This window comes from Pseudomonas sp. TUM25319 (assembly GCF_056388475.1).
The window spans coordinates 732,748-746,601 of record NZ_CM150751.1 but is presented as its reverse complement, the minus strand read 5'-3'; the positions used below and the strand labels follow the sequence as shown (position 1 = coordinate 746,601).

Genomic DNA, 13,854 nt, shown 5'->3' with positions numbered 1-13,854 from the left:
CGGGCAAGCCCGCTCCCACAGGGTTTATCGGCCTCTGTGGGAGCGGGCTTGCCCGCGATCTGGGGCGACATCGCCCGCGGATACTTACATCAGTCTTCCAGCAGCTCTTCGGCAGTACCCAGGATGTTGTCCAGGGTGAAGCCGAACTCTTCGAACAGGGCACCGGCCGGAGCCGACTCACCGTAGGTGGTCATGCCGATGATGCGACCTTCCAGGCCGACGTACTTGTACCAGAAGTCGGCGTGGGCGGCTTCGATGGCGATGCGTGCACCGACTTCCAGCGGCAGTACCGACTGCTTGTAGGCAGCGTCCTGGGCGTCGAACACGCTGGTGCTCGGCATCGATACGACACGGACCTTGCGGCCCTGCTCGCTCAGCTTGTCGAACGCCTGCACGGCCAGGCCCACTTCGGAACCGGTGGCGATCAGGATCAGCTCAGGCTCGCCGGCGCAGTCCTTGAGGACGTAACCGCCGCGGGCGATATCGGCGATCTGCTGGGCGTTGCGGTCCTGATGCTGCAGGTTCTGACGCGAGAAGATCAGCGCCGAAGGGCCGTCCTTGCGCTCCAGGGCAGCCTTCCACGACACCGCCGATTCGACGGCGTCGGCTGGACGCCAGGTGTCCAGGTTCGGCGTGCTGCGCAGGCTGGTCAGCTGTTCGATCGGCTGGTGAGTCGGGCCGTCTTCGCCCAGACCGATGGAGTCGTGGGTGTAGACGTGGATCACGCGCTGCTTCATCAGGGCGGACATGCGCACGGCATTGCGGGCGTATTCCATGAACATCAGGAAGGTCGCGCCGTAAGGCACCAGGCCGCCGTGCAGGGCAACGCCGTTCATGATGGCGGTCATGCCGAACTCGCGCACGCCGTAGTACATGTAGTTGCCGTTGGCATCTTCATGGCTGACGCCCTTGCAACCTTTCCACAGGGTCAGGTTGGAACCGGCGAGGTCCGCCGAGCCGCCGAGCAGTTCAGGCAGCAGCGGGCCGAAGGCGTTCAGGGTGTTCTGGCTGGCCTTGCGGCTGGCAATGGTCTCGCCCTTGGCCGCGACTTCGGCGATGTAGGCAGCGGCTTTTTCCGCGAAGTCGGCCGGCAGTTCGCCGTTCAGGCGACGCTTGAGCTCGCTGGCCAGCTCAGGGAAGGCAGCGGCGTAGGCGTCGAAGCGCTGGTTCCACTCGGCTTCGACCTTGGCACCGGCGGCCTTGGCGTCCCACTCGGCGTAGATCTCGGCAGGCACTTCGAACGGACCGTGGTTCCAGTTCAGTTCCTTGCGCGTCAGGGCGATTTCGTCGTTGCCCAGCGGAGCACCGTGGCAGTCTTCCTTGCCCTGCTTGTTCGGCGAACCGAAACCGATGATGGTCTTGCAGCAGATCAGGGTCGGCTGCTCGCTCTTGCGGGCGGTCTCGATGGCCGTCTTGATCTCGTCGGCATCGTGGCCGTTGACGTTGCGGATCACCTGCCAGTTGTAGGATTCGAAACGCTTCGGCGTGTCGTCGGTGAACCAGCCTTCGACCTCACCGTCGATGGAGATGCCGTTGTCGTCATAGAAGGCAATCAGCTTGCCCAGGCCCAGGGTACCGGCCAGGGAAGCGACTTCGTGGGAGATGCCTTCCATCATGCAGCCGTCGCCCAGGAACACGTAGGTGTTGTGGTCGACGACGTTGTGGCCTTCACGGTTGAACTGGGCGCCCAGCACTTTCTCGGCGATGGCGAAACCGACAGCATTGGCCAGGCCCTGGCCCAGCGGACCGGTGGTGGTCTCGACGCCAGGGGTGTAGCCGAATTCCGGGTGGCCCGGGGTACGGCTGTGCAGCTGGCGGAAGCTCTTCAGGTCGTCGATGGACAGGTCATAGCCGGTCAGGTGCAGCAGCGAGTAGATCAGCATCGAGCCGTGGCCGTTGGACAGCACGAAGCGGTCGCGGTCGGCGAAGGTCGGATTGCTCGGGTTGTGCTTCAGAAAATCACGCCACAGGACCTCGGCGATATCCGCCATGCCCATGGGGGCACCGGGATGGCCGCTGTTGGCTTTCTGCACGGCATCCATGCTGAGGGCACGAATGGCGTTGGCACGCTCACGACGGCTGGGCATCGCTTGTCTCCTGGAACTGGAAAAGGAACTGACGGAAAAAAAGGCGGCCATTTTCGCCCAGGCACACCTCCGGGGGCAATGACGGATGGCACCAGTGGAACGATTTTCCTGCGATTGAGCGGCAATTCTGTGGTTCGACCGACGAAACAGCCGAAAATGCGCGGGGCCGCGACACTTTTCGCTCCGCCCATCGACCAATATCAAAACTTTTTGATATTGGTCTTGCGGCACCGGTTGGGCCTGACTAGACTGCCGCCCCTATGAATAGTCCCGTTGCCGTTCCCGATCAGCAGCAAAGCGAACGCCTGGCCGCCCTGTGCAAGGCCGGCGGCGATCCGCTGCGCCTGAACGTGCTGCGGGCGCTGGCCAGCGATTCCTTCGGCGTGCTGGAACTGGCGCAGATCTTCGCCGTCGGCCAGTCCGGCATGAGCCATCACCTCAAGGTGCTGGCCCAGGCCGAGCTGGTTGCGACCCGCCGCGAAGGCAATGCGATCTTCTATCGCCGCGCCCTGCCCGACAGCCTGAGCCTGGGCGGCAAGTTGCACGCCGCGCTGCTCGAAGAAGTCGATGGGTTGCCGCTGCCACGGGACATGCAAGCCCGCATCGGCCAGGTGCAGCAGCGCCGCGCGGCCACCAGCCAGGACTTCTTCCTGCGGGTGGAAGAAAAATTCCGCGCCCAGCAAGACCTGATCGCCGGCCTCGCCCAGTACCGCGAAAGCCTGCTGGCACTGCTCGACAAGCTCAGCTTCGAGCCCGGCGCCACGGCGCTGGAGGTCGGCCCCGGCGATGGCGAATTCCTTCCTGAACTGGCGCGCCGCTTCGCGCAGGTCACGGCGCTGGACAACAGCCCGACCATGCTCGAACTGGCCCGTCAGGTCTGCCAGCGTGAACGCCTGGCTAACGTAAACCTGCAATTGGCCGATGCCCTCAGTAGCACTGAGGCCCAGGCCGATTGCGTGGTGCTGAACATGGTTCTGCACCACTTCAGCGACCCGGCCGCGGCCCTGGAACAACTGGCCGGACGTGTCAAACCAGGCGGCAGCCTGTTGGTTACAGAGTTGTGCAGCCACGACCAGAGCTGGGCCCGCGAAGCCTGCGGCGATCTCTGGCTGGGCTTTGAACAGGACGACCTGCTTCGTTGGGCGTGCGCTGCGGGACTGGCTCCCGGAGACAGCCTCTACGTGGGTTTGCGTAATGGTTTCCAGATCCAGGTCCGCCACTTCCAGCGACCGCCTGAAAACACTCACCACCGGTAAATTTAGGAACCCGTCGAGATGAGCGAATACTCCCTTTTCACCTCCGAGTCCGTATCTGAAGGGCATCCGGACAAAATCGCCGACCAGATTTCGGACGCGGTGCTGGACGCCATCATCGCCCAAGACAAGTACGCCCGCGTTGCCTGCGAAACCCTGGTCAAGACCGGTGTCGCGATCATCGCCGGCGAAGTCACCACCTCGGCCTGGGTCGACCTGGAAGACATCGTCCGCAACGTCATCACCGAAATCGGCTACAACAGCTCGGACGTCGGCTTCGACGGCGCTACCTGCGCCGTGATGAACATCATCGGCAAGCAGTCCGTGGACATCGCCCAGGGCGTTGACCGCAGCAAGCCGGAAGACCAGGGCGCAGGCGACCAGGGCCTGATGTTCGGCTACGCCAGCAACGAAACCGACGTGCTGATGCCGGCACCGATCTGCTTCTCCCACCGTCTGGTCGAGCGCCAGGCCGAAGCGCGCAAGTCCGGCCTGCTGCCGTGGCTGCGCCCGGACGCCAAGTCGCAGGTCACCTGCCGCTACGAAGGCGGCAAGGTGGTCGGTATCGACGCGGTCGTGCTGTCGACCCAGCACAACCCGGAGGTCTCGCAGAAAGACCTGCAGGAAGCGGTCATGGAACTGATCGTCAAGCACACCCTGCCAGCCGAACTGCTGCACAAGGGCACCCAGTTCCACATCAACCCGACCGGCCAGTTCATCATCGGTGGCCCGGTGGGCGACTGCGGCCTGACCGGCCGCAAGATCATCGTCGACAGCTACGGCGGCATGGCCCGTCACGGCGGTGGCGCATTCTCCGGCAAGGACCCGTCCAAGGTTGACCGTTCGGCCGCCTACGCCGGTCGCTACGTGGCCAAGAACATCGTCGCCGCAGGCCTGGCCGAGCGTTGCGAAATCCAGGTTTCCTACGCCATCGGCGTGGCCCAACCGACCTCGATCTCGCTGAACACCTTCGGCACCGGCAAGATCTCCGACGACAAGATCATCCAGCTGGTGCGCGAGTGCTTCGACCTGCGTCCGTACGCGATCACCACCATGCTCGACCTGCTGCACCCGATGTACCAGGAAACCGCTGCCTACGGTCACTTCGGCCGTACCCCGCAGCAGAAGACTGTCGGCGACGACACCTTCACCACCTTCACCTGGGAACGCACCGACCGCGTCGACGCCCTGCGCGCCGCTGCCGGCCTGTAAGCCCTGTGTAGCGAAAAAGCCCCGGCCGGGTCACTGGCCGGGGCTTTTTCATGTCTGCTTGTTGCGTTTCCCACACGGCGATGCCGGGTTCGCGGGCGGCGAAACATGGCCTGACAAAGCGCGCCCGATGTTTCGTGCACGCTTTCCTAGGCTGTGTTTTCCCATCCGCCGAGCAAGGACGCTCGCATGCCTTCGATCATTGTGCTTCTGCTGTTTTGCCTCTCCTTTCCCGCCCTTGCCCAGCCCTGCCCCGACTGGCCGGAGAACGTCGCCGCCGGTCAGCTCGCGGCGCTGCGCGATCGCCTGGCGATCTGGGACGACCATTACCATCGCCAGGGCGAATCGCTGGTCAGCGACGAACTCTACGACCAGCACCGTGCGCGCCTGCAACGACTGCAAGGCTGCTTTCCCGCCGCCGACCCGGTGAATGCCAATCCCCTGGCCAGCGCCGCCGGTCCGCTGCCGCATCCCGTCGCCCATGTCGGCCTGGAAAAGCTGGTCGACGAACAGGCGGTGAGCGCCTGGATGAAAGGACGCCAGGACCTGTGGGTCCAGCCCAAGGTCGATGGCGTGGCCGTGACGCTCGTCTATCGCCAGGGCCGGCTGGTGCAACTGATCAGCCGCGGCGACGGCAGCAACGGCCATGACTGGAGCCGGCACATCCCGGCGCTGTCGCCCGCCCTGCGCACCCTCGGCGAGCACCGCGACCTGACGCTGCAAGGCGAGCTGTTCTGGCGCCAGGAAGACCATGTCCAGGCCGCCGCCGGCAGCCTCAAAGCCCGCAGCAAGGTCGCCGGGCTGCTGGCACGCCAGCGCATCGATGCCGAGGCCGCCCGCGCGCTCGACCTGTTCGTCTGGGCCTGGCCCGACGGCCCGCAAGATCCGCGGGAACGGCTGGCGCGCCTCGCCGCGCTGGGCCTGGGTAACAGCGAACGCTACAGCCAGCCCGTGGCAAACCTTGAAGACGTGGCGCGCTGGCGCCAGCACTGGTATCGCTCGCCGCTGCCGTTCGCCAGCGACGGCGTGGTGCTGCACCAGGGACGCCTGCCACCCGCCGCTCGCTGGCAGGCGCGCCCTTCGCACTGGAGCGCCGCCTGGAAGTACCCTTTCGCCCAGGCCCTGGCCGAAGTGCGCGAAGTCCGCTTCCGCATCGGTCGCACCGGACGCATCACCCCGGTACTTCAGCTCGATCCGGTGCGCCTCGACGACCGCACCGTCCGCCAGGTCAGCGCCGGATCACTGCAACGCTGGCGGCAACTGGATATCCAGCCCGGCGACCAGATCGTCCTGAGCCTGGCCGGGCTGACCATTCCCCGTGTCGAAGAGGTCGCCGAACGCGGCCCACGGCGAGACCTGGCCACCCCACCCGATCCGGACACCTATCACCCGCTCAGTTGCTGGCAACCAAGCCTCGGCTGCCGCGAACAATTTCTCGAGCGTTTGACCTGGCTGGCCGGCAAGCAGGGACTGAACATGCCCGGCGTCGGCCCCGGCACCTGGAACAAGCTGCTGGAGGCCGGCCGCCTCGACAGCCTCGCCGACTGGCTCGACCTGCAACCTGGCGACCTGCTGAGCGTCCACGGCATCGCACAGCGCAGCAGCCAGCAGCTGCACGCCGCGTTCAGCCAGGCCCGTGGCCAGCCGTTCGCCCGCTGGGCACGGGCGCTGGGCGTACCGGCGCCAACCCGCACTGAACTCGGCGATTCCTGGGCCGCACTGGCCGGGCGCAGCAGTGCGCAATGGCAGCAAGAACCGGGAATCGGCCCGTTGCGGGCAGAGCAGTTGGTGGCGTTTTTCGCTGAACCGCAAGTCAGGGCGCTGGCCGCCCGTCTGCGCGAACACGCGATCGAGGGTTTCTAAATTGCGCGGATCAGGGCAGCATCACCGGTTCTGCTTGCCCGACAACGGAGCTTTTATGAAATCGATTTCCCCGCTTGCCCTGCTCACCGTCTGCGCCGCACTGTCTGCGCCTGTCCTGGCGGTCGAGGAACAACCCCGCCTGACCGGCTGCGCCGCCAAGCAACAAGCCATCAGCGTACAGATCGAACAGGCACGCGCCCATGGCAATGCCGAGCAGCAAGCCGGGCTGGAAAAGGCGTTGAGCGAATCGAAGGCCAACTGCACGGATGCCAAGCTGCGCAAGGAACGCGAACAGAAGGTCCTCGATGCCCGCCATGAGGTCAACCAGCGCCAGAAAGACCTGGACAAGGCCGTCAGGAAAGGTGACGCCGAGAAGATCAACAAGCGCAAGGACAAGCTGGCCGAAGCCAAGAAGGAACTGCAGAGCGCAGTGGACGACCTGGAAAAGTAAGCTTTCGCCCTTCATCGCGACGGCTCGGAGCAGCGAGTCGTCGCGATAACGTTTCTAATGATTTCTAAACTCGGTGTGACAGGCCTTGCACGCCGCCTCCACCTTGTCCATCGGCGCCTGCAATGCCGCGGCCTGCAACGGCTGCGTCCGGGTTACGCCCACCAGCTCGCCGGTACTCGCTTCCAGCTCCCGTGCCAGCGCCTGGAACCTCGCCTGTTTCTCCCAGACATCCGCCCGCGCGCTGGTATCATCCGTTTCCTTGACCTGTGGGAAATGCTGCCACGGCTCGTGGGAAAGCGCGTCGAGCTTCACCGCGCCGTCAGCGAATTTCTGCCCGTCGAACGCCAGCCGTCCACGCAGCATGCCGCCCATGTCTTCGCTGGTCTTGAGCATCTGCTTGAAGATCGCCTTGCGCTGGCCCAGCGGCGAGTTCGGATCGACGCCGCCACAGGCGGTCAGGGTGAGGCAGGCCAGCAGCAACACGGAACAACGTTTGAGCATCATGGTCATCAACGGCTCACGGTAAAAAAGGCGGCCAGTATCCTCGCCTGACCGGCAAAGACCAATACCCTTAAGAAAACTACGGGTTGAGCACCGCACTCGGCCCGCCAAGGAAATACCCTCCATGACGATTCCCCTGCGCCGCCTAGGCTGGACCCTTTCCCTGTTCGCCCTGCTCGCCGGCTGCAACGGCGGCGCCCCGGAAAAGCCCAAGCCGCACCCGATCGCCACCTACACCCATGCCACCTGGCAAGACCTGCCCGCCGTCGGCGAAGCCGACCTGATAGCCGGCTTCGAAGCCTGGCGCAGCGCCTGCCAGCGGCTGAAGAACGATCCGGTCTGGGGCGCCACCTGCGCTGCGGCGGCCAGCGTGCCGGCGGACGCCCGGCAGATCCGTGACTTCCTCGGCAACCAGCTGGAGGTCTACAGCCTGCGCTCGGCGGAAAACAGTGCCAACGGCCTGATCACCGGCTACTACGAGCCGGTCTACCCGGGCAGCGAAACCCGCACCGAAAAAGCCAATGTGCCGGTCTACGGCATTCCCGACGATCTGATCGTGGTGGCGCTGGACAGCGTCTACCCCGAGCTCAAGGGCAAGCGCCTGCGCGGTCGTCTCGAAGGCCGCACCCTCAAGCCCTACGACACCGCCGAAGTGATCCAGCGCCAGGGCGCCAACGCACCGGTGCTGGCCTGGCTCACCGATCCGATGGACCTGCAGTTCCTGCAGATCCAGGGCTCGGGCCGGGTGCAACTGGAAAACGGTCGGCAGATGCGCCTGGGCTATGCCGACCAGAACGGCCATCCGTACCGTCCGGTGGGCCGCTGGCTGGTGGAACAGGGTCAGTTGAAGAAGGAAGAGGTGACCATGGGCGCCATCCACGCCTGGGCCCAGGCCAACCCGGCGCGAGTGCCGGAATTGCTGGCGAGCAATCCGAGCTATGTGTTCTTCAGCACCCGCCCCGACAGCAACGAAGGCCCGCGGGGCTCGCTCAACGTGCCGCTGACGGCGGGCTACAGCGTGGCCATCGACCGCAAGGTGATTCCGCTGGGCAGTCTGCTCTGGCTGTCCACCACCCGCCCTGACGGCAGCCCGGTGGTACGGCCAGTGGCGGCGCAGGACACCGGCGGCGCAATCACTGGCGAAGTGCGTGCCGACCTGTTCTGGGGCACCGGCGAAGCGGCCGGCCAGCTGGCCGGCGACATGAAGCAGCAGGGCCAGATCTGGATGTTGTGGCCCAAGGGCATGGCGCTGCCGGTGGTGCCGCAGACTGAGGCGAAGTAAAACTTATCGCTGGCGAAAAACAGCGCTATTGCGATGGGAACCGGCTTGCCCCAGCCCTGCGCCTGGCACTGACGTTGTGGGAGCGGCTTCAGCCGCGATTGGCCGCAAAGCGGCCATAAAACCTGTATTCGCGGTCATCCAGAAAAATCGCGGATTCAGGTTCTACGACGGCTGCGCCGCCGATCGCGGCTGAAGCCGCTCCTGCAAGTGCTCCAGGCAGTCAGGCAGAAGCCACGAAGAAGCTGATGATCAGCCCTACCCCGACAAACCACACCAGCGACCGCAGCGCCGCCCAGTCCGCCAGGTAGCAGATGATGTAGAGCAGGCGGCTGGTGATGAACAGCACCGCCAGCACATCCTGGGTCACCTGTTCGGCGTTGCCGACGATGTCCGCGATCAGCACGGCCGCGATGAACGCCGGCAAGATCTCGAAACTGTTCAATTGCGCCGCATTGGCCCGGCGCGGCATGCCGTCGAGGCCGGCGAGGAAGGTACGCGGATCGTGGTTGTGGCGCAGGTTGAAGCCGCTGCCGAACTTGGCGGCGCTCGCGCACAGGTACGGCAGGATCAGTGCGATCAGTACACACCAGAAAGCGACAGTCATGGTTCAGGTCCTTGTCAGAATCAATGTTCGCGCCGGGTCAGAGCTTCATCACCAGCATGCCGATCAGTACCAGCGCACAGGCTAAGAGCCTGGGGCCGCCAAAAGGTTCTTTGAGGTAGCGCATGCCCAGCAGCACCACCAGGATCACACTCACCTCGCGCAACGCCGCCGCTTCGGCCACCGAGCCCAGGTGCATGGCCCAGAGCACCAGAGCGTAGCTGAGCAGCACGCATACGCCCACCGCCAGCCCCAGCTTCCACTGGGTGCGCCAGAACACGCTGAACGCCTCGCGCCGCGCCACAGCCGCCAGCACCGGAAACGGCACCGAACACACCAGCGTCAGCCACACCAGGTAATCCAGCGGTTGCGACCAGTGTCGGATCGCCTGGCCGTCGAGCCAGGTGTAGCAACCGATGCACAGGCCGATCAGCGCCACCACCGGCAGCATCGACCAGGGCAGGCGATCGCCGCCACCACCCTGCCAGAGCAGGCAGGCCATGCCGCAAGGGATCAGCAAAATACCAAGGATCTGATGGGTGCTCAGTTCCTCGCCGGCGAAGATCAGGGTCAAGGCCAGCACCACCAGCGGCGACAGGCCGCGCATCAGCGGATACACCAGCCCCAGGTCGCCAACCCGGTAAGCCTTGATCAACAGCACGCGATAGAGCAACTCGAAAGCCGCCGACGCCAGCAGCCAGGGCCAGATATCCGCCGGTGGCGGCGCAACGAAACCGACCATCACCACGGCGAACAGCAGCGCCACGCTGTCCATGCTGGCGATCACCAGCAAGCGCTCGCCGCTGAACTTGATCAGGGTGTTCCAGGTGGCATGCAGCAGTGCCGCGACCAGCACCAGTGAAGTGGCTATCACGTATCGATTCCTTCGCCTTCCTCGGACGGGGGTCCGGTGTTCGGACGGCGCAGTTTCAACCAGCGGCAACAAAACAGCCAGCACGCTGTCAATGGCGACATTGAAAAAAACTGTGTCCCGAAACGGTCAAAAGGCCATCAAACCTTTTGTCCGCCCCGTTCGGACATCGACTTGGAAGCCAGCACAGGAATCAGGATGCTCGAGTTAGTTGCCGCGTTTATCTGCCTCACCACCCTCCTCACTTACGTGAATTACCGCTTTATCGGCCTGCCGCCAGCGATTGGCGTGATGGTCACCGCCCTGTTGTTCTCCCTCATGCTCCAGGCCCTGAGCCTGATCGGCTTTCCCGGCCTGGAAGAGCGCGTCGAAGGGCTGATGAACCAGATCGATTTCAATGACCTGCTGATGCACTGGATGCTGTCGTTCCTGCTGTTCGCCGGCGCCCTGCACGTCAACCTCGGCGATCTGCGCAGCTACCGCTGGCCGATCGGCCTGCTGGCAACCCTCGGCGTGCTGATCGCCACCGTGGTGATCGGTTTTCTTGCCCACTGGGTATTCGCCCTGTTCGGCTGGAACGTCAGCCTGATCTACTGCCTGCTGTTCGGCGCGCTGATCTCGCCCACCGATCCGATCGCGGTCCTCGGCGCACTGCGTACCGCCAATGCCTCGAAGCCGCTGAAAACCACCATCGTCGGCGAATCGCTGTTCAACGACGGCACAGCGGTGGTGGTGTTCACCGTATTGCTGGGCATCATCCAATTGGGCGAGACGCCAAGTATTTCGGACACTGCCATCCTGTTCGCCCGCGAAGCCATCGGCGGCGTCGTGTTCGGCGGCCTGATCGGCTATGCCACCTATCGCATGATCAAGAGCATCGAGCAGTATCAGGTCGAGGTCATGCTGACCCTGGCGCTGGTCATCGGCGGCTCGGCGATGTGCTACGAACTGCACGTCTCGGCACCGATCGCCATGGTCGTGGCGGGTCTGATCATCGGCAACCTGGGCCGCAACCTGGCCATGAACGACATGACCCGGCGCTACATGGACGGTTTCTGGGAACTGATCGACGACATGCTCAACGCCCTGCTGTTTGCCCTGATCGGCCTGGAGCTGTTGCTGCTGCCGTTCAACTGGCTGCACCTGGCGGCCGGTGGCGTGCTGGCGGTGGCGGTGCTGGCTTCGCGGTTGCTGACCGTGGCGCCGGCCATCGTCCTGTTGCGGCGCTGGCGCAGCGTGCCGAAAGGCACTATCCGGGTACTGACCTGGGGTGGTTTGCGCGGGGGTGTTTCGGTAGCCCTGGCGCTGTCGCTGCCGGTGGGTGAAGAGCGTGACCTGCTGCTGTCGATCACCTACATCGTGGTGCTGTCGTCGATCCTGGTGCAGGGGTTGACGGTGGGCCGCGTCGTGAAGGGTGTCAGCGAGCAGCCTGCAAGCTGACAGACCGCTATCGCCGGCAACGCCGGCTCCCACAGGAATGGTGCACATCCCTTGTGGGAGCCGGCGTTGCCGGCGATGGGGCCCTGGAGCCGATCACTCCACCGCGCTGTCCGGGAACTGGTCCTGGATGTACTTGATCTCGGTCCGCCCGTGAGCCGCTGGCAGGCCGTCCTCGCCCAGGTTGACGAAAACCATGCGCTCGACGGTGAGCACCGCCTTGCGGGTGATCTTGTTGCGAACTTCGCACTTGAGGGTGATGGAGGTGCGGCCGAACTCGGTGGCGGTGATGCCCAGTTCGATGATGTCGCCCTGGCGCGAGGCGCTGACGAAGTTGATCTCGGAAATGTACTTGGTCACCACGCGCTGGTTGCCCAGCTGGACGATGGCGTAGATCGCCGCTTCTTCGTCGATCCAGCGCAGCAGGCTACCGCCGAACAGGGTGCCGTTGGGGTTGAGGTCTTCGGGTTTTACCCATTTGCGGGTGTGGAAATTCATGAATGCTCCTGACGACCTGACATGTGAACGAGGGCCATTGGCGCCCTGCCACTACATGGTAGCCCCATTCTTTGGACGCAAACCATCGGCCTTCTACGACCATCGGCCAGTCGCCTGTCGTTCGACCCGCTTTAGTCCTTGGGCCGTCACGAAAGCCCGGCTATAATCCCCGCGTTTTTATCCGGTGATGGCACTCGCGGCCGTCACTCCCGCCACCCGACCGAGGGGCGCTGCAGCAGGTCATCCCTGTCAGGCTCGGTCGGGGCGTTGTCCGCAAGCTTGCCGCGGACGCTCAACGCACAACGGCGCCCATTCGCACACTACGAATGGAGGCTCTCAATGAGCGCTGTAAACACGCCTGCAGGTTTTACCGACTACAAGGTCGCCGACATCTCCCTGGCCGACTGGGGCCGCAAGGAAGTCATCATCGCCGAGTCGGAAATGCCCGCGCTGATGGGTCTGCGCCGCAAGTACCAGGACGAGCAGCCCCTGAAGGGCGCGAAAATCCTCGGCTGCATCCACATGACCATCCAGACCGCCGTGCTGATCGAGACCCTGGTTGCCCTGGGCGCCGAAGTTCGCTGGTCGTCCTGCAACATCTTCTCCACCCAGGACCAGGCCGCCGCTGCCATCGCCGCCGCCGGCATCCCTGTGTTCGCCTGGAAAGGTGAAACCGAGCAGGAATACGAGTGGTGCATCGAGCAGACCATCCTCAAGGACGGTCAGCCATGGGACGCCAACATGATCCTGGACGACGGTGGCGACCTGACCGAAATCCTGCACAAGAAATACCCGGCGATGCTGGACAAGATCCACGGCATCACCGAAGAGACCACCACCGGCGTGCACCGCCTGCTGGACATGCTGGCCAAGGGCGAGCTGAAAGTCCCGGCGATCAACGTCAACGACTCGGTCACCAAGAGCAAGAACGACAACAAGTACGGCTGCCGTCACAGCCTGAACGACGCCATCAAGCGCGGCACCGACCACCTGCTGTCGGGCAAGCAGGCCCTGGTGATCGGCTACGGTGACGTGGGCAAGGGCTCGGCCCAGTCGCTGCGTCAGGAAGGCATGATCGTCAAGGTCACCGAAGTCGACCCGATCTGCGCCATGCAGGCCTGCATGGACGGTTTCGAACTGGTCTCGCCGTTCAAGGACGGCATCAACGACGGTACCGAAGCCAGCATCGACGCGGCCCTGCTGGGCAAGGTCGACCTGATCGTCACCACCACCGGTAACGTCAACGTCTGCGACGCCAACATGCTCAAGGCCCTGAAGAAGCGCGCCGTGGTCTGCAACATCGGCCACTTCGACAACGAGATCGACACCGCCTTCATGCGCAAGAACTGGGCATGGGAAGAGGTCAAGCCACAGGTCCACAAGATCCACCGTACCGGCCACGGCGACTTCGACCCGCAGAACGACGACTACCTGATCCTGCTGGCCGAAGGCCGTCTGGTGAACCTGGGCAACGCCACCGGTCACCCGAGCCGCATCATGGACGGTTCGTTCGCCAACCAGGTCCTGGCCCAGATCTTCCTGTACGCACAGAAGTTCGCCACCCTGAGCGCCGAGCAGAAAGCCGAGCGCCTGACCGTCGAAGTGCTGCCCAAGAAGCTGGACGAAGAAGTGGCCCTGGAAATGGTTCGCGGCTTCGGCGGCGTGATCACCCAGCTGACCCCGAAACAGGCCGAGTACATCGGCGTGTCCGTTGAAGGTCCGTTCAAGCCACACGCCTACCGCTACTAACAGCAGCTCCAAGCTGCAAGTTGCAAGCTTCAAGCAGAAGCGGGTTCACGCC

12 protein-coding genes and 1 riboswitch are annotated in these 13,854 nt (G+C 64.2%); of the genes, 7 read left to right on the top strand and 5 right to left on the bottom strand.

Annotation, left to right across the window (positions count from 1 at the left end):
- Positions 1–89: 89 nt before the first annotated feature.
- Positions 90–2,087, bottom strand: a complete 1,998-nt coding sequence (gene tkt / locus AC05QJ_RS03605) for a transketolase (protein ID WP_476745624.1) — start codon at positions 2,085–2,087, stop codon at positions 90–92.
- A gap of 260 nt (positions 2,088–2,347) precedes the next feature.
- Between tkt and AC05QJ_RS03600 the strand changes: the two genes are divergently transcribed.
- The 4 genes from AC05QJ_RS03600 (at position 2,348) to AC05QJ_RS03585 (ending at position 6,863) form a co-directional block, all read left to right on the top strand.
- Positions 2,348–3,343, top strand: coding sequence for an ArsR/SmtB family transcription factor (locus AC05QJ_RS03600; RefSeq protein ID WP_476745623.1), 996 nt, complete (start codon positions 2,348–2,350; stop codon positions 3,341–3,343).
- An 18-nt stretch (positions 3,344–3,361) separates the two neighbouring features.
- Positions 3,362–4,552, top strand: a complete 1,191-nt coding sequence (metK, locus tag AC05QJ_RS03595) for a methionine adenosyltransferase (RefSeq protein ID WP_476745622.1) — start codon at positions 3,362–3,364, stop codon at positions 4,550–4,552.
- 186 nt (positions 4,553–4,738) lie between these two features.
- Entirely contained in the window at positions 4,739–6,412 is a 1,674-nt protein-coding gene (ligB, locus tag AC05QJ_RS03590; RefSeq protein ID WP_476745621.1) for an NAD-dependent DNA ligase LigB, read from the top strand.
- Positions 6,413–6,467: 55 nt separating this feature from the next.
- Positions 6,468–6,863, top strand: coding sequence for a DUF1090 domain-containing protein (locus tag AC05QJ_RS03585; protein ID WP_476745620.1), 396 nt, complete (start codon positions 6,468–6,470; stop codon positions 6,861–6,863).
- Positions 6,864–6,917: 54 nt separating this feature from the next.
- Here AC05QJ_RS03585 and AC05QJ_RS03580 read toward each other — a convergent pair whose 3' ends face one another.
- The gene (locus tag AC05QJ_RS03580; RefSeq protein ID WP_476747862.1) at positions 6,918–7,364 is read right to left on the bottom strand and encodes a c-type cytochrome; all 447 of its coding nucleotides are present in this window, start codon (positions 7,362–7,364) and stop codon (positions 6,918–6,920) included.
- Positions 7,365–7,488: 124 nt separating this feature from the next.
- On the opposite strand from AC05QJ_RS03580, the gene mltA reads away from it, so the two are divergent.
- Positions 7,489–8,646: a murein transglycosylase A gene (gene mltA / locus AC05QJ_RS03575; RefSeq protein ID WP_476745619.1), complete on the top strand. Its 1,158-nt coding sequence runs from the start codon at positions 7,489–7,491 to the stop codon at positions 8,644–8,646.
- A gap of 220 nt (positions 8,647–8,866) precedes the next feature.
- Here mltA and AC05QJ_RS03570 read toward each other — a convergent pair whose 3' ends face one another.
- Both AC05QJ_RS03570 and AC05QJ_RS03565 read right to left on the bottom strand, forming a co-directional pair.
- Positions 8,867–9,250 carry an MAPEG family protein gene (locus AC05QJ_RS03570; protein ID WP_476745618.1) on the bottom strand — a complete coding sequence of 128 codons (384 nt, stop codon included), beginning with the start codon at positions 9,248–9,250 and terminating at the stop codon, positions 8,867–8,869.
- Positions 9,251–9,287: 37 nt separating this feature from the next.
- Complete coding sequence (locus AC05QJ_RS03565) at positions 9,288–10,121, bottom strand: EamA family transporter (protein WP_476745617.1); 834 nt, start codon at positions 10,119–10,121, stop codon at positions 9,288–9,290.
- Between the two features lie 195 nt (positions 10,122–10,316).
- On the opposite strand from AC05QJ_RS03565, the gene AC05QJ_RS03560 reads away from it, so the two are divergent.
- Entirely contained in the window at positions 10,317–11,558 is a 1,242-nt protein-coding gene (locus AC05QJ_RS03560) for a cation:proton antiporter (RefSeq protein WP_476745616.1), read from the top strand.
- 93 nt (positions 11,559–11,651) lie between these two features.
- Here the strand turns inward: AC05QJ_RS03560 and AC05QJ_RS03555 are convergent, their stop codons facing one another.
- Positions 11,652–12,053 carry an acyl-CoA thioesterase gene (locus tag AC05QJ_RS03555; RefSeq protein WP_476745615.1) on the bottom strand — a complete coding sequence of 134 codons (402 nt, stop codon included), beginning with the start codon at positions 12,051–12,053 and terminating at the stop codon, positions 11,652–11,654.
- 216 nt (positions 12,054–12,269) lie between these two features.
- A riboswitch (S-adenosyl-L-homocysteine riboswitch) is annotated at positions 12,270–12,371 on the top strand.
- 21 nt (positions 12,372–12,392) lie between these two features.
- Between AC05QJ_RS03555 and ahcY the strand changes: the two genes are divergently transcribed.
- Positions 12,393–13,802 carry an adenosylhomocysteinase gene (gene ahcY / locus AC05QJ_RS03550; protein WP_476745614.1) on the top strand — a complete coding sequence of 470 codons (1,410 nt, stop codon included), beginning with the start codon at positions 12,393–12,395 and terminating at the stop codon, positions 13,800–13,802.
- Positions 13,803–13,854 lie beyond the last annotated feature (52 nt).

What these genes read in the sequence shown, in the direction of transcription:
- tkt (WP_476745624.1), bottom strand. Translation starts at nt 2,087, where the DNA reads ATGCCCAGCCGTCGTGAGCGTGCCAACGCCATTCGTGCCCTCAGCATG.
- AC05QJ_RS03600 (WP_476745623.1), top strand. Translation starts at nt 2,348, where the DNA reads ATGAATAGTCCCGTTGCCGTTCCCGATCAGCAGCAAAGCGAACGCCTG.
- metK (WP_476745622.1), top strand. Translation starts at nt 3,362, where the DNA reads ATGAGCGAATACTCCCTTTTCACCTCCGAGTCCGTATCTGAAGGGCAT.
- ligB (WP_476745621.1), top strand. Translation starts at nt 4,739, where the DNA reads ATGCCTTCGATCATTGTGCTTCTGCTGTTTTGCCTCTCCTTTCCCGCC.
- AC05QJ_RS03585 (WP_476745620.1), top strand. Translation starts at nt 6,468, where the DNA reads ATGAAATCGATTTCCCCGCTTGCCCTGCTCACCGTCTGCGCCGCACTG.
- AC05QJ_RS03580 (WP_476747862.1), bottom strand. Translation starts at nt 7,364, where the DNA reads ATGCTCAAACGTTGTTCCGTGTTGCTGCTGGCCTGCCTCACCCTGACC.
- mltA (WP_476745619.1), top strand. Translation starts at nt 7,489, where the DNA reads ATGACGATTCCCCTGCGCCGCCTAGGCTGGACCCTTTCCCTGTTCGCC.
- AC05QJ_RS03570 (WP_476745618.1), bottom strand. Translation starts at nt 9,250, where the DNA reads ATGACTGTCGCTTTCTGGTGTGTACTGATCGCACTGATCCTGCCGTAC.
- AC05QJ_RS03560 (WP_476745616.1), top strand. Translation starts at nt 10,317, where the DNA reads ATGCTCGAGTTAGTTGCCGCGTTTATCTGCCTCACCACCCTCCTCACT.
- AC05QJ_RS03555 (WP_476745615.1), bottom strand. Translation starts at nt 12,053, where the DNA reads ATGAATTTCCACACCCGCAAATGGGTAAAACCCGAAGACCTCAACCCC.
- ahcY (WP_476745614.1), top strand. Translation starts at nt 12,393, where the DNA reads ATGAGCGCTGTAAACACGCCTGCAGGTTTTACCGACTACAAGGTCGCC.